23 protein-coding genes and 1 pseudogene are annotated in these 20,766 nt (G+C 57.2%); all 24 read left to right on the plus strand.

Annotation, left to right across the window (positions count from 1 at the left end; translation table 11 throughout):
* The first annotated feature begins 15 nt into the window (after positions 1–15).
* The 24 genes and pseudogenes from ACZ1HJ_RS09030 to ACZ1HJ_RS09145 all read left to right on the plus strand — a co-directional run bounded on the left by ACZ1HJ_RS09030 (position 16) and on the right by ACZ1HJ_RS09145 (position 20,408).
* Entirely contained in the window at positions 16–1,137 is a 1,122-nt protein-coding gene (locus ACZ1HJ_RS09030) for a beta-ketoacyl-ACP synthase III (protein ID WP_472721965.1), read from the plus strand.
* 324 nt (positions 1,138–1,461) lie between these two features.
* A complete protein-coding gene (locus tag ACZ1HJ_RS09035; protein WP_472721966.1) occupies positions 1,462–1,920 on the plus strand; it encodes a hypothetical protein in 459 nt (152 codons plus the stop codon).
* A gap of 77 nt (positions 1,921–1,997) precedes the next feature.
* Positions 1,998–2,420, plus strand: coding sequence for a RidA family protein (locus ACZ1HJ_RS09040; RefSeq protein ID WP_472721967.1), 423 nt, complete (start codon positions 1,998–2,000; stop codon positions 2,418–2,420).
* Between the two features lie 81 nt (positions 2,421–2,501).
* A complete protein-coding gene (aroA, locus tag ACZ1HJ_RS09045) occupies positions 2,502–3,854 on the plus strand; it encodes a 3-phosphoshikimate 1-carboxyvinyltransferase (protein ID WP_472721968.1) in 1,353 nt (450 codons plus the stop codon).
* Between the two features lie 89 nt (positions 3,855–3,943).
* Positions 3,944–5,050, plus strand: a complete 1,107-nt coding sequence (locus ACZ1HJ_RS09050; protein WP_472721969.1) for an NAD(P)/FAD-dependent oxidoreductase — start codon at positions 3,944–3,946, stop codon at positions 5,048–5,050.
* Between the two features lie 63 nt (positions 5,051–5,113).
* Positions 5,114–5,725: a (d)CMP kinase gene (locus ACZ1HJ_RS09055; RefSeq protein WP_472721970.1), complete on the plus strand. Its 612-nt coding sequence runs from the start codon at positions 5,114–5,116 to the stop codon at positions 5,723–5,725.
* Between the two features lie 341 nt (positions 5,726–6,066).
* Positions 6,067–6,438, plus strand: a complete 372-nt coding sequence (gene rpsL / locus ACZ1HJ_RS09060; protein ID WP_085800764.1) for a 30S ribosomal protein S12 — start codon at positions 6,067–6,069, stop codon at positions 6,436–6,438.
* A gap of 12 nt (positions 6,439–6,450) precedes the next feature.
* Complete coding sequence (gene rpsG / locus ACZ1HJ_RS09065; protein WP_299848320.1) at positions 6,451–6,921, plus strand: 30S ribosomal protein S7; 471 nt, start codon at positions 6,451–6,453, stop codon at positions 6,919–6,921.
* Positions 6,922–6,942: 21 nt separating this feature from the next.
* Positions 6,943–9,060 carry an elongation factor G gene (gene fusA, locus ACZ1HJ_RS09070; protein ID WP_472721971.1) on the plus strand — a complete coding sequence of 706 codons (2,118 nt, stop codon included), beginning with the start codon at positions 6,943–6,945 and terminating at the stop codon, positions 9,058–9,060.
* 13 nt (positions 9,061–9,073) lie between these two features.
* Positions 9,074–9,820 (plus strand): DUF6778 family protein, encoded by a 747-nt coding sequence (locus tag ACZ1HJ_RS09075; protein ID WP_472721972.1) that lies wholly within the window; start codon positions 9,074–9,076, stop codon positions 9,818–9,820.
* 43 nt (positions 9,821–9,863) lie between these two features.
* The gene (gene tuf / locus ACZ1HJ_RS09080; RefSeq protein ID WP_472721710.1) at positions 9,864–11,039 is read left to right on the plus strand and encodes an elongation factor Tu; all 1,176 of its coding nucleotides are present in this window, start codon (positions 9,864–9,866) and stop codon (positions 11,037–11,039) included.
* A 212-nt stretch (positions 11,040–11,251) separates the two neighbouring features.
* Positions 11,252–11,872, plus strand: a complete 621-nt coding sequence (locus tag ACZ1HJ_RS09085) for a hypothetical protein (protein ID WP_472721973.1) — start codon at positions 11,252–11,254, stop codon at positions 11,870–11,872.
* A gap of 726 nt (positions 11,873–12,598) precedes the next feature.
* Entirely contained in the window at positions 12,599–12,913 is a 315-nt protein-coding gene (gene rpsJ, locus ACZ1HJ_RS09090) for a 30S ribosomal protein S10 (RefSeq protein ID WP_472721974.1), read from the plus strand.
* Between the two features lie 14 nt (positions 12,914–12,927).
* A complete protein-coding gene (rplC, locus tag ACZ1HJ_RS09095) occupies positions 12,928–13,794 on the plus strand; it encodes a 50S ribosomal protein L3 (protein ID WP_472721975.1) in 867 nt (288 codons plus the stop codon).
* Positions 13,791–14,408, plus strand: a complete 618-nt coding sequence (rplD, locus tag ACZ1HJ_RS09100; RefSeq protein WP_472721976.1) for a 50S ribosomal protein L4 — start codon at positions 13,791–13,793, stop codon at positions 14,406–14,408. The genes rplC and rplD overlap by 4 nt, the downstream gene beginning before the upstream one ends.
* A complete protein-coding gene (locus tag ACZ1HJ_RS09105; protein ID WP_472721977.1) occupies positions 14,405–14,701 on the plus strand; it encodes a 50S ribosomal protein L23 in 297 nt (98 codons plus the stop codon). The genes rplD and ACZ1HJ_RS09105 overlap by 4 nt, the downstream gene beginning before the upstream one ends.
* Before the next feature lie 250 nt (positions 14,702–14,951).
* A pseudogene (locus tag ACZ1HJ_RS09110) lies at positions 14,952–15,706 on the plus strand (SDR family oxidoreductase).
* A 324-nt stretch (positions 15,707–16,030) separates the two neighbouring features.
* Positions 16,031–16,873, plus strand: a complete 843-nt coding sequence (gene rplB / locus ACZ1HJ_RS09115) for a 50S ribosomal protein L2 (protein WP_472721978.1) — start codon at positions 16,031–16,033, stop codon at positions 16,871–16,873.
* Between the two features lie 3 nt (positions 16,874–16,876).
* On the plus strand, positions 16,877–17,155 hold the full coding sequence (gene rpsS / locus ACZ1HJ_RS09120; protein WP_085801961.1) for a 30S ribosomal protein S19: 279 nt from the start codon (positions 16,877–16,879) through the stop codon (positions 17,153–17,155).
* Between the two features lie 3 nt (positions 17,156–17,158).
* The gene (rplV, locus tag ACZ1HJ_RS09125; RefSeq protein WP_472721979.1) at positions 17,159–17,539 is read left to right on the plus strand and encodes a 50S ribosomal protein L22; all 381 of its coding nucleotides are present in this window, start codon (positions 17,159–17,161) and stop codon (positions 17,537–17,539) included.
* The gene (rpsC, locus tag ACZ1HJ_RS09130) at positions 17,539–18,246 is read left to right on the plus strand and encodes a 30S ribosomal protein S3 (protein WP_472721980.1); all 708 of its coding nucleotides are present in this window, start codon (positions 17,539–17,541) and stop codon (positions 18,244–18,246) included. Before rplV ends, rpsC begins: the two co-directional genes overlap by 1 nt.
* Positions 18,247–18,257: 11 nt before the next feature.
* A complete protein-coding gene (gene rplP / locus ACZ1HJ_RS09135; RefSeq protein WP_472721981.1) occupies positions 18,258–18,671 on the plus strand; it encodes a 50S ribosomal protein L16 in 414 nt (137 codons plus the stop codon).
* 747 nt (positions 18,672–19,418) lie between these two features.
* Positions 19,419–20,039, plus strand: a complete 621-nt coding sequence (locus tag ACZ1HJ_RS09140; RefSeq protein WP_472721982.1) for a 2OG-Fe(II) oxygenase family protein — start codon at positions 19,419–19,421, stop codon at positions 20,037–20,039.
* Positions 20,040–20,201: 162 nt separating this feature from the next.
* Positions 20,202–20,408 carry a cold-shock protein gene (locus tag ACZ1HJ_RS09145; protein WP_472721983.1) on the plus strand — a complete coding sequence of 69 codons (207 nt, stop codon included), beginning with the start codon at positions 20,202–20,204 and terminating at the stop codon, positions 20,406–20,408.
* The last annotated feature ends 358 nt before the right edge of the window (positions 20,409–20,766 follow it).

A 20,766-nucleotide genomic window follows, 5' to 3' on the forward strand; every position in this document is an offset into this window, starting at 1 on the left:
CGCAAAGGGCACCACATGCACATTCCCGCCATTACCGGCACTGGCGTTTTCACGCCGGACCAGACCATCACCAATGACGAACTGGTTGAAGCGTTCAACGCCTATGCTGATATGTTCAACGCCGAAAACGCTGATGCGATTGCAGCCGGAGAGGTGGACGCTAAGCCGCATTCATCGTCGGAGTTCATTGTCAGCGCTTCCGGTATTCATCAGCGGTATGTTCTGGACAAGACCGGTGTGCTCGATCCGCAGGTTATGCATCCGCATTTGCCGCCGCGCGCGGATGACGAACCCTCATTGATGGCCGAAATGGCGCTTGATGCCTGTGCCAAGGCCTTGGCGCAAGCCGGGCGCACTGCAGACGAGGTTGATTTGGTGATCTGTGCTGCCAGCAATCATGAACGCCCCTATCCCGCGATAGCTGTGGAAATTCAGCAGCTATTGGGCGCCGGGGGATTTGCCTTTGACATGAATGTCGCCTGTTCGTCGGCAACGTTTGGCATGCAGGCGGCGGCGGACATGATCCGCGCGGGGTCCGTCAGATGCGCGCTGGTTGTAAACCCTGAGATTTGCTCGGGCCATCTGGAATGGCGCGACCGGGACTGCCACTTCATCTTCGGTGATGTCTGCACGGCCGCTGTTTTGGAACGCGCCGAGGAGGCGCAAGGCGCACATTTCGTGATCCGCTCCACGCGCTGTGCCACGCAGTTTTCCAACAATATTCGCAATAATAACGGATATTTACGGCGCACACGCGACTGCCATATGGCGGATCGTCGTGACATGCTTTTCGTTCAGGAAGGCCGCAAGGTTTTTAAAGAAGTGCTGCCGCTTGTGTCCAAACACATTGCTGATCACATGGCCGACGAGGCCGTTGAAGCGCAGGATCTCAAACGGCTTTGGTTGCATCAGGCCAATAAGGCGATGAATGATTTTATTGGTCGCAAGGTCATGGGGCGTGTGCCCGAAGCACATGAGCAACCCAACATTCTGCAGGATTACGCAAACACCTCGTCCGCCGGGTCGATCATCGCGTTTTCCAAGTATTCGGATGATCTTGAGCCGGGCGATACCGGACTGATCTGCTCGTTCGGGGCGGGGTATTCGGTCGGGTCAGTGCTGGTTGAAAAGGCATGACCCATCGGAGCGTGCTTCGTTTGAAAGTGTGGAATGAGGGTGAGACCGTTGCAGCCGGGCCTGTGCCATCAACTGGAAGCAAGCTTCCGGGGATGGAACGTGATGGCACTATATGTGCCGGCCTTGTGGGTGATGGGGAAAGGACATTCCCAAAACACCCCGGTCTCACCCATGTGCCCAATCTTGGGGACGTTGAGCACCCTTTCATCCCGGAAAACGTTGGGATTGTTTTACAAATGACATTTCGCGATAAAGCCATTAATGGGAAAACGTCTGGTGCTTTCCCCTGCCGTCGGCAGGGTGCACGACCTTGGGGATGCGTACATGTCTAAAATGGGAAGTTATCTGAAAAAACACACCGAGGCTTTGGTCAAGGATGTGGGAATCGAACCGGCCTGTGAATTGACTGGTAAATCCAAGGCGACACTTGGGCGGTACTATTCTGATCACGACGAACACGCCGACCGGTTCATGCCGATCGATGCGGTCGCCGCGCTGGAAGAGGCCTCATCTTACCCGCATGTCACCAGTGCCTTGGCTGAGTTGAAGGGCATCAACCTGACCTTTGACGAGCGCCGCCGGAACACGGATGACAAGGGCGGCGTGAATGCGGATGTCATCGCGTTGAGCCAGCGGTTTGCGATGTTGATGGCCGAATATCAGCAATCGATTGATGATGGCGTGATCACTGTCAATGAAGCCAAGCGGTTGCTCAAGGAAACCACGATGCTGCAACAGGTGCTGATTGATATGAAACTGCATCTGGAAGACGAAAGCGTCTGAACCCGGCGGCAGCGTGCCATCACACGCGACGTTCCAGAAAATTTCGATACTGACACCGTAAATCCGAGGATACCGGCATGACTTTGATTACCCGCCACGACACAAAACAACGCATGAGTTCGGCCGTTCGCCACGGTGACACGATTTATCTGGCCGGTCAGGTTGGAAACGCCGAAGACGGCGTTGCGGATCAGACGCGGACCTGTCTGGAAAAGGTCGAGGAACTTCTTGCCGAGATGGGCACAGATAAATCGCGGCTTTTGCAGACCACGATCTGGCTCGCTGATATGGCCGATTTTGCCGAAATGAACGCGGTGTGGGACGCGTGGGTGCCGGAAGGGTATGCGCCGGCGCGGGCATGCGGCGAAGCCAAATTGGCCCGGCCTGAACTCAAGGTCGAAATTTTGGTTGTGGCGGCAGCAGCGGCCTCTCCAAACGATCAGGTTGATACCATTCTGCCGGGCAGAAAGCACGTGGATACCGGTACCGGTCAGCGCTAAGCAACACCTGTTTCGCTGGATGGACGCGACCAGCTGGTTGCGCTATCAGGCAGGTGATAACCACTCTCGAAAGGCGCGCCAATGTCTGGCCACGGCACACCGATTCCCATGACTTCCGCCAAATGCGGGCCGCTGAAGGGCACCGCGGATGTGCCGGGGGACAAGTCGATCTCGCATCGCTCGCTGATCCTCGGTGCGATGGCGATTGGCGAAACCCGCATCATGGGCCTTCTGGAGGGTGAAGATGTATTGGACACGGCCAAGGCCATGCGCGCCTTTGGAGCCGAGGTAACAGATCACGGCGGCGGTGAATGGTCTGTGCACGGCGTCGGTGTCGGTGGATTTGCCGAGCCCGATCAGGTTGTTGATTGTGGCAACTCCGGCACCGGAGTGCGGTTGATCATGGGGGCAATGGCAACGGCGCCCATCACGGTCACGTTCACGGGTGATGCATCCCTCAACGGCCGGCCAATGGCGCGGGTCACGGACCCTTTGGCGCTGTTTGGTACCTCCGCCGTGGGCCGCAGCGGAGGGCGTTTGCCAATGACCATCACCGGTGCACTAGATCCGGTTCCGGTCCGGTACACGGTGCCCGTACCATCGGCTCAGGTGAAATCAGCCGTTTTGCTGGCGGGATTGAATGCGCCGGGCAAAACCGTGGTGATTGAAAAAGAAGCCACCCGTGATCATACCGAACGTATGCTGGCCGGGTTTGGTGCCGAGATTACCGTTGAGGTGACCGATGAGGGTAGGCAAATCACCCTGACCGGACAGCCAGAGCTGCAACCGCAGACCATCGCGGTGCCGCGTGACCCCAGTTCTGCTGCCTTTCCTGTCTGTGCTGCGATTATCACGCCAGGGTCGGATGTTTTGGTGCCGGGTATTGGCCTCAACCCGACGCGGGCGGGTCTCTTTACTACGCTGCGCGAGATGGGCGCGGATTTGACATTCGAGAATGAACGCACCGAAGGCGGTGAGCCGGTGGCAGATCTGCGCGCGCGCTTCTCGCCCGACCTCAAGGGGATCGAAGTGCCCCCCGAACGGGCGGCAAGCATGATTGATGAATACCCGGTTCTGTCCGTTGTCGCCTCCTTTGCGGTGGGCGACACGGTTATGCGCGGCGTCAAGGAATTGCGCGTCAAGGAAAGCGATCGAATTGACGCGATGGCCGTGGGACTACGTGCCAATGGCGTGACCGTCGACGATGGGCCCGATTGGTGGACAGTCACAGGTCTTGGCCACGGCAATGTGCCCGGTGGTGCCACCTGCGCCAGCCACCTTGATCATCGCATCGCCATGTCGTTCATGATCCTTGGCATGGCCACGCAAAAACCTGTCAGCGTGGATGATGGCGGTCCTATCGCCACCTCCTTCCCGATTTTTGAGCCTTTGATGGCCTCGCTCGGGGCGCAGATCAGACGTGGCAACAGCTGAGCGGCCCACCGATCGATCGAGATTGAATTCCTGAGGCAAATCACGCCTTATACAGGGATAAAAGCTCTCATTTTGTGTGAAAAGGTCGAATGAGCACACCAGACATAGTCGTGATTGGCGGCGGTATCGCGGGGATCAGCGCCGCGGCGATGCTGGCGCAGGATGCCAATGTGCTCGTGCTCGAGCGCGAAGAGCAGACGGGATACCATTCCACCGGCCGGTCGGCGGCAACATACATCCGCAACTACGGCAATGCCACGCTGCGTGCGCTCAATGCCGCATCCGAGCCGGTCCTGACAGATCCCACCGGCATTGCCGACAGTTCGCTATTGTCACCGCGCGGAGAGTTGCTGGTCGCGCGCGCGGATGAGATGGACGCACTCGAAGACTATGCCGCAGGGGCACAAGGAGTTGATCGCATTTCGCCCGAAGAAGCTGCGCGCATGATGCCGGTGCTGAAATCGGAAGGGCTTGTAGCGGCGCTTTTTGAAGACAGCGCGCAGGACATAGACGTGGATCGGTTGTTGCAGGGGTATATTCGTTTGTTGCGGTCACGTGGTGGCGTGATTGAGACCAATGCAGAGGTCACAGAGATCGCGCATCAGGGCGGCATATGGCAGATCACCACGCCCACGCGAAAAGTAAGTGCACCCATAGTGATCAATGCCGCCGGGGCCTGGGCTGATGTGATGGCACAGAGGGCGGGTGTTGCAACAATCGGTTTGCAGCCCTATCGTCGCTCGGCTGTCCTGATGGCGGTCCCAGAGGGTCTGGACGCGGCGCGCTGGCCGCTGGTCGCTTCGGCATCCGAAACCTGGTACGCCAAACCCGATGCTGGCAAGCTTTTGATTTCGCCCGCCGACGAAGATCCGGTTGATCCGCAGGATGCGTGGCCCGACGACATGGTCCTTGCCGAAGGTCTGCACCGGTTTGAAGAAGCCACAACCTTTCCCATCACGCGACCCACCCATAGCTGGGCCGGGTTGCGCAGCTTTGCGCCTGATCGGACACCTGTGGTTGGATTTGCGCCGGGTGCCGATGGGTTTTTCTGGCTGGCGGGGCAGGGCGGGTACGGTGTGCAGACATCACCTGCAATGGCGGCGCTTACCCATGCCTTGTGCTGCAAAACCGAACCAAATGTCGCGCCAGAGGTCGTTTCAACACTCAGCCCGGCGCGGTTTGCGGTCGCCGCATGATTATCCGGCCCTGATCTTGAGACCTGCGCGTTGATCCTCTAGGCAAGGATCGGGGGAGACCAAATGGCATTCACCATCGCAATCGACGGACCCGCCGCCGCGGGCAAAGGCACCATTTCGCGCGCCGTGGCGGAACGGTTTGGCTTTGCGCATCTGGACACGGGCCTCCTCTATCGCGCAACGGGTCGTCGCACTTTGGATGGCACCGATGCGGCGGATGCCGCACGTGCACTCAGCCCGGAAGATCTGGAAGCGGATGATCTGCGTTCGCCCGAAGTGGCGCAGGCCGCAAGCCGCGTGGCGGCGATACCAGAAGTGCGCCAGGCCCTGTTGGATTTTCAGCGTGCCTTTGCGACCCGCGATGGTGGGGCTGTGCTGGATGGGCGCGATATCGGCACGGTCATCTGCCCGGATGCGCAGGTGAAGCTGTTTGTCACCGCCAGTGATGCGATACGGGCGCGCCGGCGGCACGCGGAGTTGACAGGCAAAGGGCACGTCCTGACGGTTGAAGACGTTCTGGAAGATTTGCGCGCGCGCGATGCCCGCGACCGGGCCCGCGCCGCTGCACCGCTGAAACCCGCTGAGGATGCCGTGCTTTTGGATACAACCGAGATGTCAATCGAGGCGGCGATCGAGGCGGCCATTGCGATTGTAGAAGTCAGAATCGCGCCCTGATTTGCGTTGCAAAATCGGGGTGCTGTAAGTGCTCGGAAGGCCTTAAAATAAAGCCACGTCAATGCCGGTTGGCGCTGTTGACAAGTAATCAGCAACCCCCTATACGCGCCTTCATCCGGCCAAGGGGGTCGCCCCGGCAGCCGAAATCAAAATTGAGATGGTCACGATCCGGGCCTTTTTGTGTGCCCCGATCCTCTGAATAGCCAGCCGCGTCGTTTGCCTCGGAATGGAAACGATAGCGGCGTTTGCGCTTTGCGGACGCGTGATGTGCAAGAAACGACTGAAACCCGCATGGGGGCCCCCATGCAGAACGATATGTTGAGAGACGGGAAGAGACCGGAATGCCAACGATCCAGCAGCTGATCCGCAAACCGCGGCAGCCTAAAGTAAGAACCCAGAAATCGCAGCACCTGCAAGGGTGCCCGCAAAAACGTGGCGTGTGCACGCGCGTTTACACAACCACACCCAAAAAGCCGAACTCGGCCATGCGGAAGGTTGCCAAAGTGCGCCTGACCAACGGCTTTGAGGTTATCAGCTACATCCCCGGTGAAAGTCACAACCTGCAAGAGCACTCGGTCGTTTTGATCCGTGGTGGTCGGGTAAAAGACCTTCCGGGTGTCCGTTACCACATCCTGCGCGGTGTTCTGGATACCCAGGGTGTTAAAGACCGTAAACAACGTCGTTCGAAATACGGCGCCAAGCGTCCGAAGTAAGAGGAATAGTCAATGTCCCGTCGTCACGCCGCTGAAAAACGCGAAGTCCTGCCCGACGCCAAATTTGGTGATCTGGTTCTGACAAAATTCATGAACAACCTGATGATCGATGGCAAGAAATCGGTCGCAGAAAAAATCGTCTACAACGCGCTGGATCGTGTTGAGGACAAAATCAAGCGCGCTCCGCTGGAAGTTTTCCACGAAGCGCTTGACAACATTCAGCCCTCGGTCGAAGTGCGTTCGCGCCGCGTGGGTGGTGCCACCTATCAGGTTCCTGTCGAAGTGCGCCCCGAGCGCCGTCAGGCTCTGGCAATCCGCTGGTTGATTACAGCCAGCCGTGGCCGCAACGAAAACACGATGGAAGAACGTCTGGCCGGTGAATTGCTGGACGCCGTGCAATCGCGCGGTTCCGCCGTGAAGAAACGTGAAGACACTCACAAAATGGCCGAGGCGAACAAAGCCTTCAGCCATTACCGCTGGTAAAAATTCAGAGGCAAGAAACCCATGGCACGCGATTATCCGCTCGACCGTTACCGTAACTTCGGCATCATGGCCCATATCGATGCAGGCAAAACAACCTGCAGCGAACGGATCCTGTACTACACCGGCAAATCCCACAACATTGGCGAGGTGCACGATGGTGCGGCCACCATGGACTGGATGGAGCAGGAGCAGGAACGTGGGATCACCATCACGTCGGCTGCAACCACCACATTTTGGGAACGCACCGAAGATGGCGAAACCGCCGATACACCCAAGCACCGCCTGAACATCATCGACACACCCGGCCACGTGGACTTCACCATCGAAGTTGAGCGCTCGCTGGCGGTTCTCGATGGCGCCGTCTGTGTTCTCGACGCCAACGCTGGTGTTGAGCCGCAGACCGAAACCGTTTGGCGCCAGGCCGACCGGTACAAGGTGCCGCGGATGGTTTTCGTCAACAAGATGGACAAGATCGGCGCGGATTTCTTTAACTGTGTGCGCATGATCGAAGATCGTACCGGTGCGACGGCTGTGCCGGTTGGCATTCCAATCGGTGCCGAGACCGAGCTGGAAGGTCTGGTTGATCTGGTGACCATGGAAGAATGGTTGTGGCAAGGTGAAGATCTGGGTGCGTCTTGGGTCAAAGCACCTATCCGTGATAGCCTGAAAGACATGGCCGATGAATGGCGTGGCAAGATGATCGAAGCGGCCGTCGAAATGGACGACGACGCGATGATGGAATACCTGGAAGGCAATGAGCCCGACGTTCCAACCCTGCGCGCGTTGCTGCGCAAAGGCTGTCTGTCGCTGAGCTTTGTGCCAGTTCTGGGCGGGTCCGCGTTTAAGAACAAAGGCGTACAGCCACTGCTCAACGCTGTGATTGACTATCTTCCCAGCCCGCTGGACGTTGTTGATTACATGGGCTTCAAACCCGGTGACGAAAACGAAGAGCGTAACATTGCCCGCCGTGCGGATGATGACATGGCCTTCTCGGCGCTGGCGTTCAAAATCATGAACGACCCTTTCGTGGGCTCGCTGACCTTTACCCGCATCTATTCGGGCACCTTGAACAAGGGTGATACCCTCTTGAACTCGACCAAGGGCAAGAAAGAGCGCGTTGGTCGGATGATGATGATGCACTCGAACAACCGTGAGGAAATCACCGAAGCGTTTGCAGGTGACATCATTGCGCTGGCCGGTCTGAAAGACACCACAACAGGTGACACGATCTGTGCGGTCAACGATCCAGTGGTTCTGGAAACCATGACCTTCCCCGATCCAGTGATCGAGATCGCGGTTGAGCCAAAAACCAAGAACGACCAAGAGAAGATGTCGCAAGGTCTGGCCCGTCTGGCCGCCGAAGACCCATCGTTCCGTGTTGAGACTGATCTGGAATCCGGTCAGACCATCATGAAGGGCATGGGCGAACTTCACCTGGACATTCTGGTGGATCGTCTGAAGCGCGAATTCAAGGTTGAGGCCAATATCGGTGCGCCACAGGTGGCGTATCGTGAGACCATCGGCCACGAGATCGAGCATACCTACACCCACAAGAAACAGTCGGGTGGTTCAGGTCAGTTCGCCGAGGTGAAAATGATCATCTCGCCGACGGAGCCTGGCGAAGGGTACTCGTTTGAGAGCCGCATCGTTGGTGGGTCCGTTCCCAAGGAATACATCCCGGGCGTTGAAAAAGGCATCAACTCGGTCATGGATAGCGGCCCGTTGGCAGGCTTCCCCGTGATCGACTTCAAGGTTGCCCTGATCGACGGGAAGTTCCACGACGTTGACTCCAGCGTCATGGCGTTCGAACTGGCGGCACGTATGTGTATGCGCGAAGGTCTGCGCAACGCCGGTGCGAAACTGCTGGAACCGATCATGAAAGTCGAAGTGATTACGCCGGAAGAATACACCGGTGGCATCATTGGCGATTTGACCAGCCGTCGCGGTCAGGTTTCGGGTCAGGAACCCCGTGGTAATGCAATTGCAATCGACGCAAACGTGCCGTTGGCCAACATGTTTGGCTACATCAACACGCTGCGTTCGATGAGCTCGGGCCGCGCCCAGTTCACCATGCAATTCTCGCATTACGAGCCTGTTCCGTCGAACATCTCGGAAGAGATCCAGGCGAAATACGCGTAAGGATCGGTTTGGGATGATTGGGCGCAGAACGTTTCTTGGACTTGCATCGGCACTTGTGCTGATGGGGTGCGAGACTACGCCTCTTCTCGAAGTGGACGCACGGGATGTGTATTCCGTGCGTCAGGTTAACGTTGATACCGCTGCCTTTGCTGGCGTGTCCGGTCGGGTGAATGCGTTTTCCAAAGACAAGGTTGCGCGTGACGTGCGCGCCAGCCTGACCAACCGGTTAAAAAATGGGTCGCGCGGCACGCGGCCTGTCGATGTGACCGTCCATATCACGCGCGTGCATCTTGTCTCTCCCGGCCAATCCCTTCTGATTGGCGGCACCAGTAATATCACTGGCGTCATGCGGGTCAAAGATGCCGCAACGGGCAAGCCTGTGCTTGATCCCACCGACGTCTATGGAACCGCTAAAGGCACATATGCGCCGGGCGGTGTGATTGGGGCGCTGTCTACACGCAGCGTCGATAATGACTACGCCGCAACGGTCGCGGGATTTTCCAGTGACGTTGAGCGACGCCTTTTTGGCACGGCCAGCAAGCCAAAACCCGCTGCAAAACCTGCGACGTCAAGCTCGGATGATAATGAACCCAAGGATCTGGAAACCAGGGTAAGAGAAGCGCAACGCGCCGCCGAACGCGAAGCCCGCCGGCGGCACAGCGGACCGTGCATAAGTGTTCGGTGCGAAACGGACATCCAGCGCTCCCGCAAGGAAGCCGAAGAACGCGTTCGAAGAGAAGCCGCTCTAGAGAGCAACTGAAAAACAAAGACAAGAAACAGATATCGAAGGAAAGGTGCCCAATATGGCAAAGGAAAAGTTTGATCGTTCGAAACCGCATGTGAACATTGGGACCATTGGTCACGTTGATCACGGCAAGACGACGCTGACGGCGGCGATTACCAAGTATTTTGGTGATTTCAAGGCGTATGACCAGATTGACGGCGCGCCGGAGGAGAAGGCGCGTGGGATCACGATCTCGACGGCGCATGTTGAGTATGAGACCGATGCGCGCCACTACGCGCATGTGGATTGCCCCGGCCACGCCGACTACGTGAAGAACATGATCACGGGTGCGGCGCAGATGGACGGTGCCATTCTGGTGGTGAACGCGGCCGATGGCCCGATGCCCCAGACCCGCGAGCACATCCTGCTGGGCCGTCAGGTGGGCATCCCCTACATGGTTGTCTACATGAACAAGGTCGATCAGGTTGACGATGATGAATTGCTGGAACTGGTTGAAATGGAAATCCGCGAGCTTCTGAGCTCGTATGACTTCCCTGGCGACGACATTCCTGTGATCCCCGGCTCGGCGCTGGCGGCGATGGAAGGCAACAACCCAGAGATTGGCGAAGAGTCGATCAAGAAGCTGATGGCGGCCGTGGATGAATACATCCCGACCCCTGCGCGTGCGGTGGATCAGCCGTTCCTGATGCCGGTGGAAGACGTGTTCTCGATCTCGGGCCGCGGTACGGTTGTGACCGGCCGGGTGGAGCGTGGCGTGATCAACGTGGGCGACGAGATTGAAATCGTCGGCATCCGCGACACGGCGAAAACCACCTGCACGGGCGTTGAAATGTTCCGCAAGCTGCTGGATCGCGGTGAAGCGGGCGACAACATCGGCGCGCTGCTGCGCGGGATCGACCGTGACGGTGTTGAGCGTGGTCAGGTGCTGTGCAAGCCGGGTTCGGTGACACCACACACCAAGTTCGAGGCCGAAGCCTATATCCTCACCAAAGAGGAAGGCGGGCGTCACACGCCGTTCTTCGCGAACTACCGCCCGCAGTTCTATTTCCGGACAACGGACGTGACCGGCACGGTTGAACTGCCAAGCGGCACCGAGATGGTGATGCCGGGCGACAACCTGAAGTTCGTGGTTGAACTGATCGCGCCGATCGCGATGGAAGACGGCCTGCGCTTTGCGATCCGCGAAGGCGGCCGCACCGTCGGCGCCGGCGTCGTCGCCAAAATCATCGAGTAAGGCTTTGCCTTCGGGCATCTGAGTTCGTTCGAGGTAAGTTTGTGAACGCGGTAACAGTGATAAAGCTCTATGGCGAGAGGAATACGGGGACGAATTACGTCTCCCAGCTTCTCGCCCAGAACTTCGCTGTACCACAGATGCCCGGCGGTGAACGCCGTCCGGAACTTTTGCTTCGGACGGTGAAGCTACTTCGCTATGGCAGGCAACTGCGTTTGGCGAATTGGCTTATGCGCCGCAACTCGGATCGGTTTTTCGAGCAACATTTCGATGAAACACTCGGTTGGAAACATGCTCGGATTCCGGTGGACAGGGTCTGCCAAAACGCGCCAGATGGATTGGGGGTTCTTGCACTGATCAAGAACCCTTATTCTTTTATCCTGTCGCTTTACAGGCGGCCCTATCATGGTAAGTCACAGGGCAGTTTCGAAGCCTTTGTAAAGCAGCCCTACCAGCCGCATAAACGCGAACTACTCAGCCGGCAATTGTTAACGCCGGCTGAGCTTTGGAACGAAAAAGTCGCCTCATATTGTGAGCTTCAGGAAAAATTGGGGACAACCCAAATCCGCCGCTACGAAGACTTTCTGGAAGACGAATTCGGCGTTCTGGATGAGCTTGCGGATGCATGGCAATTGTTTCGCCCGGACGCGTGGCACGGCGTGCAGGCGTCCACAAAGGATGCGGACCGAAATCGCGAATTTTACCGGGACTATTATCTTGGTGAGAAATGGCGGTCAGACCTTAATGAGCCAAGTCTGGATGTCATAAACGCGCAATTGGACTTCGGTTTGGTCGAGCAATTCGGCTACTCCCGGATCGAAAGCGCATCCGTTTAGTTGCGCCACCCCGTACCGAACCCTGCGTGGGAGCAGGGGGATGGAATCGCAAAGGTTTTCACTCTGCAGCAAAGTATTTTTCGATGAAATGACCGTTTACTATCCCATTATTGCACAATTGTGTGTCGGGCTGTTCACGCCTGTGGTGCTAATCTACGCGATAGTGCGACGGTGGAAAAACAGACGCATACGGTCATTCTCAAGCTTCGCCAAGCTGGCAGCGATTATCATTTGCGTGCTCGTCTTTTCATTTTATTTGAGCTTTTACGTAGGCATGTTGGTCTCTTGTACGCTTCATCCCAGTCGGGATTGTGAACACTATTTTGATCCCTGCCTGCGTGAGGCTTGGGCGGCGAAAACGTCACATGAGTGCGAAGGTCACATCTGAAGACCAAAGCAGATTTTCCCGCGCAGAAACAACTTTGTCAGGGCACATTGGGAATTTGCCATTTCAGTGGTTCTGCTTGGATTTTTTGCCGGGTATCAAAGGGCGCAATTCTCTCTACAGAAACCATCTATGGCACAACGGTTGGAACAGGCAAAAAAGCTTGCGCTTTGGTAGCGAAAGGTCGTTGCATTTTGAAAACGACTCCCCTATACCCCGCCCACGAAACAAGGGCCGCGTTCGCGCGCCCTTTAATGTTTCGACCAAATAGGACGCGATGAGGCGGTGCGATGAGCGTGCCCCCTCCAATCCGTTGAAATCCCAAAGTAAGGGATATGCATATGGCCGTAGCTAGCCAAAACATCCGCATTCGCCTCAAGGCGTTTGACTATCGGGTGCTTGATGCCTCCACTCAGGAAATCGTCAATACCGCGAAACGTACAGGCGCCGACGTTCGGGGGCCTATTCCGCTTCCCAACAAGATCGAAAAATTCACTGTTCTGCGTGGCCCCCACGTGAACAAGAAATCCCGTGATCAGTTTGAGATCCGCACGCACAAGCGTTTGCTGGACATCATTGATCCTACGCCGCAAACTGTGGACGCGCTGATGAAGCTCGACCTGGCTGCGGGCGTTGACGTTCAGATCTCGGTTTAAGGAGGGCACCTGATATGTTGCGCTCTGGAGTAATCGCAAAGAAAGTCGGCATGACCCGGCTTTTCATGGAAGACGGACGGCAAGTGCCGGTGACCGTTCTTCAACTGGACAAACTGCAGGTTGTTGCTCAACGCACACCCGAAGCCCACGGCTATGCCGCGGTGCAACTGGGCGCGGGCACGGCCAAGGCCAAGCGGACCTCGAAAGCCATGCGTGGTCATTTCTCGGCTGCCAAGGTGGAGCCCAAGCGCAAGGTCGCTGAATTCCGCGTGGCCCCCGATGCAATGATCGCCGTGGGTGAGGAAATCACCGCGAACCATTACTTTGAGGGTCAGTTCGTAGACGTCTGCGGCACCTCGATCGGTAAAGGGTTTGCGGGCGCCATGAAACGCCACAACTTTGGCGGTCTGCGTGCCACGCACGGTGTGTCTATCAGCCACCGTTCGCACGGTTCGACCGGTCAGTGTCAGGATCCGGGCAAGGTTTTCAAAGGCAAGAAAATGGCTGGCCACATGGGCGCTGCGCGGGTGACCACGCAGAACCTGCAAGTGGTCAAGACCGATGCCGACCGTGGCCTGATCATGATCAAGGGCGCGGTACCGGGTTCCAAAGGGGGCTGGGTGACAGTCAAGGATGCGGTCAAGAAGCCGTTTCCGGAAAACGCCATTCTGCCCGCTGGTCTGAAATCGATGGCTGCTGAAGCCGAAAAAGCTGCTGAAGAAGCAGCTGCCGCAGCTGCGGCCGAAGCAGAAGCCGCCGCAGCCGCAGCCGCCGAAGCAGAACAGGCCGCACTTGAGGCCGCCGAGGCAGAAGAAGCCAAGGTAGATACGGTTGCCGAAGCGGAAGCCGCTGAAGCAGAGAAGAAGGAAGGCGACGAATGAAACTCGACGTGATCAAACTGGACGGCAAGAAGGCCGGCTCGGTCGATCTGGGCGAAGAGATCTTCGGCCTGGAACCGCGCGCGGATATCCTTCACCGTGTCGTCCGCTGGCAGCGCAACAACGCGCAAGCCGGTACACACAAAGTCAAAACCCGCTCAGAGGTCAACTATTCGACCAAGAAGATCTATCGCCAAAAAGGTACCGGTGGCGCACGCCACGGCGCCCGTTCGGCACCGATCTTTCGCGGTGGTGGCGTCTACAAGGGTCCGGTTGTCCGGTCCCACGGCCACGAGTTGACCAAAAAGTTCCGCAAGCTTGGCCTCAAGCACGCTCTGTCGGCCAAGATGGCGGCGGGCGAACTGGTGGTGATTGATGAACTGAAGTCAGCCGGCAAAACAGGTGCTCTGGCCAAACAGGTCAAGGATCTGGGCTGGAAGCGCGCGCTGATCATCGATGGGGCTGAGGTGAACGCTGATTTCGCCAAGGCGGCCCGCAACATCGAAGGTCTGGACGTGCTGCCGACCATGGGCGCAAACGTTTATGACATCCTCAAGCGTGACACACTGGTGATCACCAAGGCGGGTGTCGAAGCACTGGAGGCTCGGTTGAAATGAGCGCGAAGGCAGAACATTACGACGTGATCCGCAAGCCGATCATCACCGAAAAGGCCACCATGGCGTCCGAAAACGGCGCGGTTGTCTTTGAAGTGGCGATGGACAGCAACAAGCCGCAGATCAAGGAGGCCGTCGAGGCGCTCTTTGGTGTGAAGGTCAAAGCGGTCAACACCACGATCACTAAAGGCAAGGTCAAACGGTTCCGCGGCTCGACCGGACGCCGCAACCATGTGAAAAAGGCCTATGTGACTTTGGAAGAAGGCAACACGATCGACGTGACCACCGGTCTTTAATCTAGCGCCTGATTGAAATCTAGGAGGCCCTCGCATGTGCGGGGGCCTTTTTCATTTTTGACAAGGTCCGCTTTGAGCCTACGTCGACCGATGCTGCATGAAGCATGAACGGCGGCATTCGGTTGCCCCACTCATCCGACCCGTTTCTTGCTGTTTCGACGTGGTGCGTTCTAGAGGCGCATGAAACGGGTCGTTCTATCCTCGTTAAATTCACTAGGTGCCAAGGATGCAACTAATGAAAGGCAGGAGCATGGAACTCAAAGACAAAACGATAATCATCACGGGGGCGAGCAGCGGTATTGGCGCGGCAGCAGCACTGTTGTTTGCGCAAGAAGGCGCGAATGTTGTGCTTGGCGCAAGGCGCGACAAGGAGATGAACACCTTGGTCGGGCAAATCACGCAAAGCAATGGGAAAGCAGCCTACCTTGCTGGAGACGTTCAGGATGATGACTATGCAATGGCACTTGTCGCGTTGGCCGAGCAGCGTTTCGGCGGTCTTGATGGTGCTTTCAACAATGCAGGTATGATGGGTGAGATGGCCCCGATTCCTGCGATGGAAGTTCAGAATTGGCAATCTGTCGTTGCAACCAATCTCTCCAGTGCATTTTTTGCGGCCAAAGCGCAGCTTCCCGCGATGCAGAAACGGGGGGTGGATCGATGGTGTTTACAGGTACGTTTGTTGGGTTCAGCAACGGCGGTATGCCCGGTATGGGAGCCTATGCCGCATCCAAGGCAGGGTTGAACGGATTGGTGCAATCGCTGGCTTCTGAGCACGCAGCTCAAGGTATTCGCATCAACACGATTCTACCGGGAGGCACCAAAACGAATATGGCGGGCGACGATCCGGCTACGCACGAATTCATTGCTGGTTTGCATCCCGTGAAGCGGATGGCGGAGCCGAAAGAGATTGCTCAGGCCGCTCTGTTCTTACTGTCTGACCGATCAAGCTTCGTCACGGGCGCTCCGTTGGCAGTAGATGGCGGCATGGCTACCCGGTTGCTCTAAAGTTTTGCCGTTGGTCAGTGTTTGGCCAACGGCAGCAAAATCCGCAATGCAGTCTCTTGGGGCTTTGAGTAAATCGCGCGGCTTGCGTTGGGTGGTGTGAAATGCGCTAAAGGGCAGGATTTCTTGGCGCTAAGGCTTGACCCCCAGCATTCTCTCTCGTAAACGACCCCATCGGCCAAGCCCCGGATTCGTCCGGGGCTTAGCTATTGTTCGTAAGAACGCCAAAGCCGGGGACCTTCGGGGCCCTATACCCTGGGTGGCCAAGCCGCCCAATCACATAGGCAGAACAGGTTTCTGCCGTTTGCTAAACGGAAGACAGAAAGCATGGCACTCAAGTCGTATAAGCCAACGACGCCGGGCCAGCGCGGGCTGGTGCTGATCGACCGTTCGGAGCTGTGGAAAGGACGCCCTGTCAAAGCCCTCACCGAGGGTCTGACGAAATCGGGTGGCCGGAACAACACCGGACGTATCACATCACGCCGACGCGGTGGTGGGGCAAAACGCCTCTACCGGATCGTTGATTTCAAACGGAACAAATTCGACGTGGCGGCCACCGTCGAGCGGATCGAATATGACCCGAACCGGACCGCGTTCATCGCCCTCGTTAAATACGAAGACGGTGAGCAAGCCTACATCCTGGCACCTCAGCGTCTGGCTGTGGGTGACAAGGTCATCGCCGCCGCCAAGGCGGACATCAAGCCGGGCAATGCAATGCCATTCGCCGGCATGCCCATCGGTACCATCGTTCACAATATCGAGCTCAAGCCCGGCAAAGGCGGTCAGATCGCCCGTGCGGCTGGCACATATGCTCAGTTCGTGGGTCGTGATGGTGGCTACGCTCAAATCCGTCTGAGCTCGGGCGAACTGCGTCTTGTGCGTCAGGAATGCATGGCAACTGTTGGTGCCGTGTCGAATCCCGACAACTCGAACCAGAACTACGGTAAAGCGGGCCGCATGCGCCACAAGGGCATCCGCCCATCGGTGCGTGGTGTGGTCATGAACCCGATCGATCACCCTCATGGTGGTGGTGAAGGCCGGACTTCGGGTGGTCGTCACCCTGTTACACCTTGGGGTAAACCCACCAAAGGCGCACGTACCCGCAACAAGAACAAGGCGTCGCAGAAGCTGATCATCCGCTCGCGTCACGCCAAGAAGAAGGGCCGCTAACACATGGCACGTTCTGTATGGAAAGGCCCCTTTGTGGATGCTTATGTGCTTAAGAAAGCCGAAGCATCGCGCGAAAGCGGGCGTAATGAAGTCATCAAAATCTGGTCGCGCCGCTCGACGATCCTGCCCCAGTTCGTGGGTTTGACGTTTGGCGTCTATAACGGCCGGAAACATATCCCCGTCAACGTCAGCGAAGACATGATTGGTCAGAAGTTCGGCGAATACAGCCCAACCCGCACCTATTACGGTCATGCCGCCGACAAAAAAGCGAAGCGGAAGTAAGTCATGGGCAAGGAAAAGAACCCCCGCCGCGTGGCAGACAACGAAGCAATGGCAAAACTGCGCATGCTCCGTACAAGCCCGCAGAAACTGAACCTTGTGGCCGCAATGATCCGTGGCAAGAAGGTTGAAAAGGCGCTGACCGATCTGACGTTTTCGAACAAGCGGATCGCGGAAGACGTGAAGAAATGTCTTCAGTCTGCCATCGCCAATGCTGAAAACAACCACAACCTGGATGTGGACGAACTGATCGTGGCCGAAGCCTATGTGGGCAAAAACCTGGTCATGAAGCGTGGTCGTCCTCGGGCCCGGGGCCGGTTTGGCGCGCTGCGCAAGCCGTTCTCTGAGCTGACAATCAAGGTCCGTGAAATCGAGGAGCAAGCCTGATGGGTAACAAAGTAAATCCGATTGGCATGCGCCTGCAGGTGAACCGCACCTGGGACAGCCGCTGGTACGCCGACACCAAGGACTATGGCAATCTGTTGCTTGAGGACATCGCGATCCGCGAGTTCATCAACAAAGAGTGCAAACAGGCCGGTGTCAGTCGTATCATCATCGAACGTCCCCACAAGAAGTGCCGTGTGACCATTCATACCGCGCGTCCGGGTGTGATCATTGGCAAAAAAGGTGCGGACATCGAAGGTCTGCGTCGTAAGATTGCCGCGATGACCGACAGCGAGTTGCACCTCAACATCGTCGAAGTGCGCAAGCCTGAGCTGGATGCCGCCCTGGTGGGTGAAAGCATTGCACAACAGCTCGAGCGTCGTGTGTCGTTCCGTCGTGCGATGAAGCGCGCGGTTCAGAACGCCATGCGCATGGGTGCATTGGGCATCCGGGTCAACGTCGCGGGCCGCCTTGGTGGTGCCGAGATCGCCCGAACCGAATGGTACCGCGAGGGCCGTGTGCCTTTGCACACCCTGCGTGCCGATATCGATTATGCCAATGTCGAAGCGACGACACCTTATGGCATCATCGGCATCAAGGTCTGGATCTTCAAGGGTGAGATCATGGAGCACGATCCAAGTGCGCGTGATCGCAAAGCCCAGGAACTCCAGGATGGTCCCGCGCCCCGTGGCGCCGGCGGCCGTCGTTAAGGAGAGATTAGATGCTACAGCCAAAACGCACTAAATTCCGCAAGCAGTTCAAAGGCCGTATCCACGGTCTGGCCAAAGGCGGTTCGGACCTGAACTTCGGCACATACGGCCTGAAGGCAACCACGCCAGAGCGTGTCACTGCCCGTCAGATCGAAGCTGCACGTCGTGCCATGACGCGTCACATGAAACGTCAGGGCCGTGTCTGGATCCGGATCTTCCCCGATCTGCCTGTTACCTCGAAGCCAACCGAAGTTCGGATGGGTAAGGGTAAAGGCTCGGTCGATTTCTGGGCGGCCAAGGTCAAGCCGGGTCGGATCATGTTCGAGATCGACGGCGTGAACGAAGCCGTTGCGATGGAGGCCCTGCGCCTTGCCGCGATGAAACTGCCGGTCAAAACCCGCGTCGTGGTCCGCGAGGACTGGTAAGCGGGCAGAAGCCTTTTTCGGTCTTCGCTGACTAATCAAACCCCCGCCGGGAGACTGGCGGGGGTTTTTTGGTGCCGGGGCGGAGCCCGAACGCGGCTTGACTTTTTTCCCTTCTGCGTTTGTCTGGTTTGAGTCCAAAGAAGGCGCAGCTAAAAGGGCGAGCGACGGACCGTGGGGTGGCGCCGTACGGTATCAGCCTGTCACTTTATCGCAGCCAACCTCGTCCAATCTCTCTGGCATACGCAACCTCTGAGAAGCGCCAGCCCGTCCGGACGGTCCGGCGCTCGCCCGGCGCCTGCGGCTTGATTCCGGGCGGGGTGTGACTTCAGAAGGCGGCTTTGTTCTCATAGTCGCCCAAGACGGCTTTGCGCTCATTGCAGACATCCAATTGCGCAACTAAAATGCTCATCCAAGATTTAAGGGAGATGGGATTGCCGTTGTTTCACTACATTTTAAAGTGTGAGGATGACACCAGGGCTACTAAACTGAGAAAGAGCAACCCTCAAGGTTGGCTGCTTGAAGCGGTGGAAGCCACGTTTCCTGAAATAGCGTTGCGGCGCGCGGGCGACATCCGGCGACTTCGACTAAAAAGAGTTGAAGGATGCAAAGAAACGTGGAGAGCAAAACTCGATGACGACCCAAGTGATTTATACATCCACGTGAGCAAGGCTTGAAAGTTAACGTCGTCCACAACGCGGCATTCGTCTTGCCTCGCCAAAAGAGAACGCCTGAGGTATTGCTCAGGTCATGCCCAAGATCGATTCACTTTTTGTCACCCGTCTTTATCGCGCCGCTCTGTCGGAGTTGGGAGACGCACCTGATCAGGCCGAGCTTGAGGCGTCATGCTATTCCATTGCCGAGGATGACGCGGCGGGGCAAGCGTGGTGTGAGGAAAACGGGTACCCGGGCTATACATCATATGCCTCTCTGACGGATCTCGGCTGGCGGTTTCCGATCTTTGCTGACCTGGTGAAAATTCTGGATACGCACGTTTCGACCTTCGCTGAGGATCTGGCTTTTGATCTGGATGGGCGGGACCTCAAGCTGGAGGATATCTGGATCAACATCCTGCCTGAAGGTGGCAGTCACGCGAGCCATATCCACCCGCATTCGGTCATTTCCGGCACGACATATGTCGCCATGCCAGACGGCGCCAGTGCGCTGAAACTGGAGGACCCGCGGTCAGCAATGATGATGGCTGCACCCGCCCGCGTAAAAGACGCGCCCGAAGAACTGCGCAGCTTTGTTTATGTTACCCCGACGGTGGGCGATGTGCTTTTGTGGGAAAGCTGGCTACGCCACGAAGTGCCGATGAATATGTCCGAAAATGAGCGGATAAGCGTCAGTTTCAATTACGCCTGGGCGTGATTTAACTTGCATATTCGACAGATGTGGCGCATGACGCCCTTGCTTACGTTCTTCTTTTTCGACCTTCTGTCTCCCTTAACACCGGCGCTCAGTCCTTCGATCCAGACCAACCACGCCGGGCTGTCGCACTCACGCGGACAGCGTTTATAGGAGACTACGGATATGGCCAATGGCACCGTAAAATGGTTCAACGCAACAAAAGGCTTCGGCTTCATCGCACCTGAAGGTGGCGGCAAAGACGTGTTTGTACACATCTCGGCCGTTGAGCGCGCTGGTCTGACCGGCCTTGCCGACGATCAGAAAGTGACTTTCGACGTGGAAGCTGGCCGTGATGGCCGCGAGTCAGCATCGAACCTGGCGCTCGCCTAACTCGACCTGATCTGAATTCGCACGCGGCGTCGGGGAAACCCGGCGCCGTTTGTTTTTTTGGTATGCGAATACTTGTTGCGATGGATTGTAAAGGAAAGACAATTTCATCCGTGCATTTACCATTGCAACCGAAAGTTTGATTGAAGGGCGCGGGCCGCTGGATCGGGTGAGGCCCTCTGCACCCAAGTGCTCATGTTTCCACGCGAATTCGGCGTTTTTGCCGCACATGGAAACTTATCCCTTGCCCTCTCAAACCGCCTCCCTTATACGGCCCCATCTGATGAATCTCGGGTGACCGGGATTCGTCTTGTTTTACATTGATCCACCAGGTCTCGGGTTACCCTGAACCAATGTCAGG

Source organism: Roseovarius sp. JB2-10 (assembly GCF_055693585.1).

Excerpts from the sequence above, each read along its gene's own strand:
- ACZ1HJ_RS09030 (WP_472721965.1), top strand. The coding sequence starts at position 16 with ATGCACATTCCCGCCATTACCGGCACTGGCGTTTTCACGCCGGACCAG.
- ACZ1HJ_RS09035 (WP_472721966.1), top strand. The coding sequence starts at position 1,462 with ATGTCTAAAATGGGAAGTTATCTGAAAAAACACACCGAGGCTTTGGTC.
- ACZ1HJ_RS09040 (WP_472721967.1), top strand. The coding sequence starts at position 1,998 with ATGACTTTGATTACCCGCCACGACACAAAACAACGCATGAGTTCGGCC.
- aroA (WP_472721968.1), top strand. The coding sequence starts at position 2,502 with ATGTCTGGCCACGGCACACCGATTCCCATGACTTCCGCCAAATGCGGG.
- ACZ1HJ_RS09050 (WP_472721969.1), top strand. The coding sequence starts at position 3,944 with ATGAGCACACCAGACATAGTCGTGATTGGCGGCGGTATCGCGGGGATC.
- ACZ1HJ_RS09055 (WP_472721970.1), top strand. The coding sequence starts at position 5,114 with ATGGCATTCACCATCGCAATCGACGGACCCGCCGCCGCGGGCAAAGGC.
- rpsL (WP_085800764.1), top strand. The coding sequence starts at position 6,067 with ATGCCAACGATCCAGCAGCTGATCCGCAAACCGCGGCAGCCTAAAGTA.
- rpsG (WP_299848320.1), top strand. The coding sequence starts at position 6,451 with ATGTCCCGTCGTCACGCCGCTGAAAAACGCGAAGTCCTGCCCGACGCC.
- fusA (WP_472721971.1), top strand. The coding sequence starts at position 6,943 with ATGGCACGCGATTATCCGCTCGACCGTTACCGTAACTTCGGCATCATG.
- ACZ1HJ_RS09075 (WP_472721972.1), top strand. The coding sequence starts at position 9,074 with ATGATTGGGCGCAGAACGTTTCTTGGACTTGCATCGGCACTTGTGCTG.
- tuf (WP_472721710.1), top strand. The coding sequence starts at position 9,864 with ATGGCAAAGGAAAAGTTTGATCGTTCGAAACCGCATGTGAACATTGGG.
- rpsJ (WP_472721974.1), top strand. The coding sequence starts at position 12,599 with ATGGCCGTAGCTAGCCAAAACATCCGCATTCGCCTCAAGGCGTTTGAC.
- rplC (WP_472721975.1), top strand. The coding sequence starts at position 12,928 with ATGTTGCGCTCTGGAGTAATCGCAAAGAAAGTCGGCATGACCCGGCTT.
- rplD (WP_472721976.1), top strand. The coding sequence starts at position 13,791 with ATGAAACTCGACGTGATCAAACTGGACGGCAAGAAGGCCGGCTCGGTC.
- ACZ1HJ_RS09105 (WP_472721977.1), top strand. The coding sequence starts at position 14,405 with ATGAGCGCGAAGGCAGAACATTACGACGTGATCCGCAAGCCGATCATC.
- rplB (WP_472721978.1), top strand. The coding sequence starts at position 16,031 with ATGGCACTCAAGTCGTATAAGCCAACGACGCCGGGCCAGCGCGGGCTG.
- rpsS (WP_085801961.1), top strand. The coding sequence starts at position 16,877 with ATGGCACGTTCTGTATGGAAAGGCCCCTTTGTGGATGCTTATGTGCTT.
- rplV (WP_472721979.1), top strand. The coding sequence starts at position 17,159 with ATGGGCAAGGAAAAGAACCCCCGCCGCGTGGCAGACAACGAAGCAATG.
- rpsC (WP_472721980.1), top strand. The coding sequence starts at position 17,539 with ATGGGTAACAAAGTAAATCCGATTGGCATGCGCCTGCAGGTGAACCGC.
- rplP (WP_472721981.1), top strand. The coding sequence starts at position 18,258 with ATGCTACAGCCAAAACGCACTAAATTCCGCAAGCAGTTCAAAGGCCGT.
- ACZ1HJ_RS09140 (WP_472721982.1), top strand. The coding sequence starts at position 19,419 with ATGCCCAAGATCGATTCACTTTTTGTCACCCGTCTTTATCGCGCCGCT.
- ACZ1HJ_RS09145 (WP_472721983.1), top strand. The coding sequence starts at position 20,202 with ATGGCCAATGGCACCGTAAAATGGTTCAACGCAACAAAAGGCTTCGGC.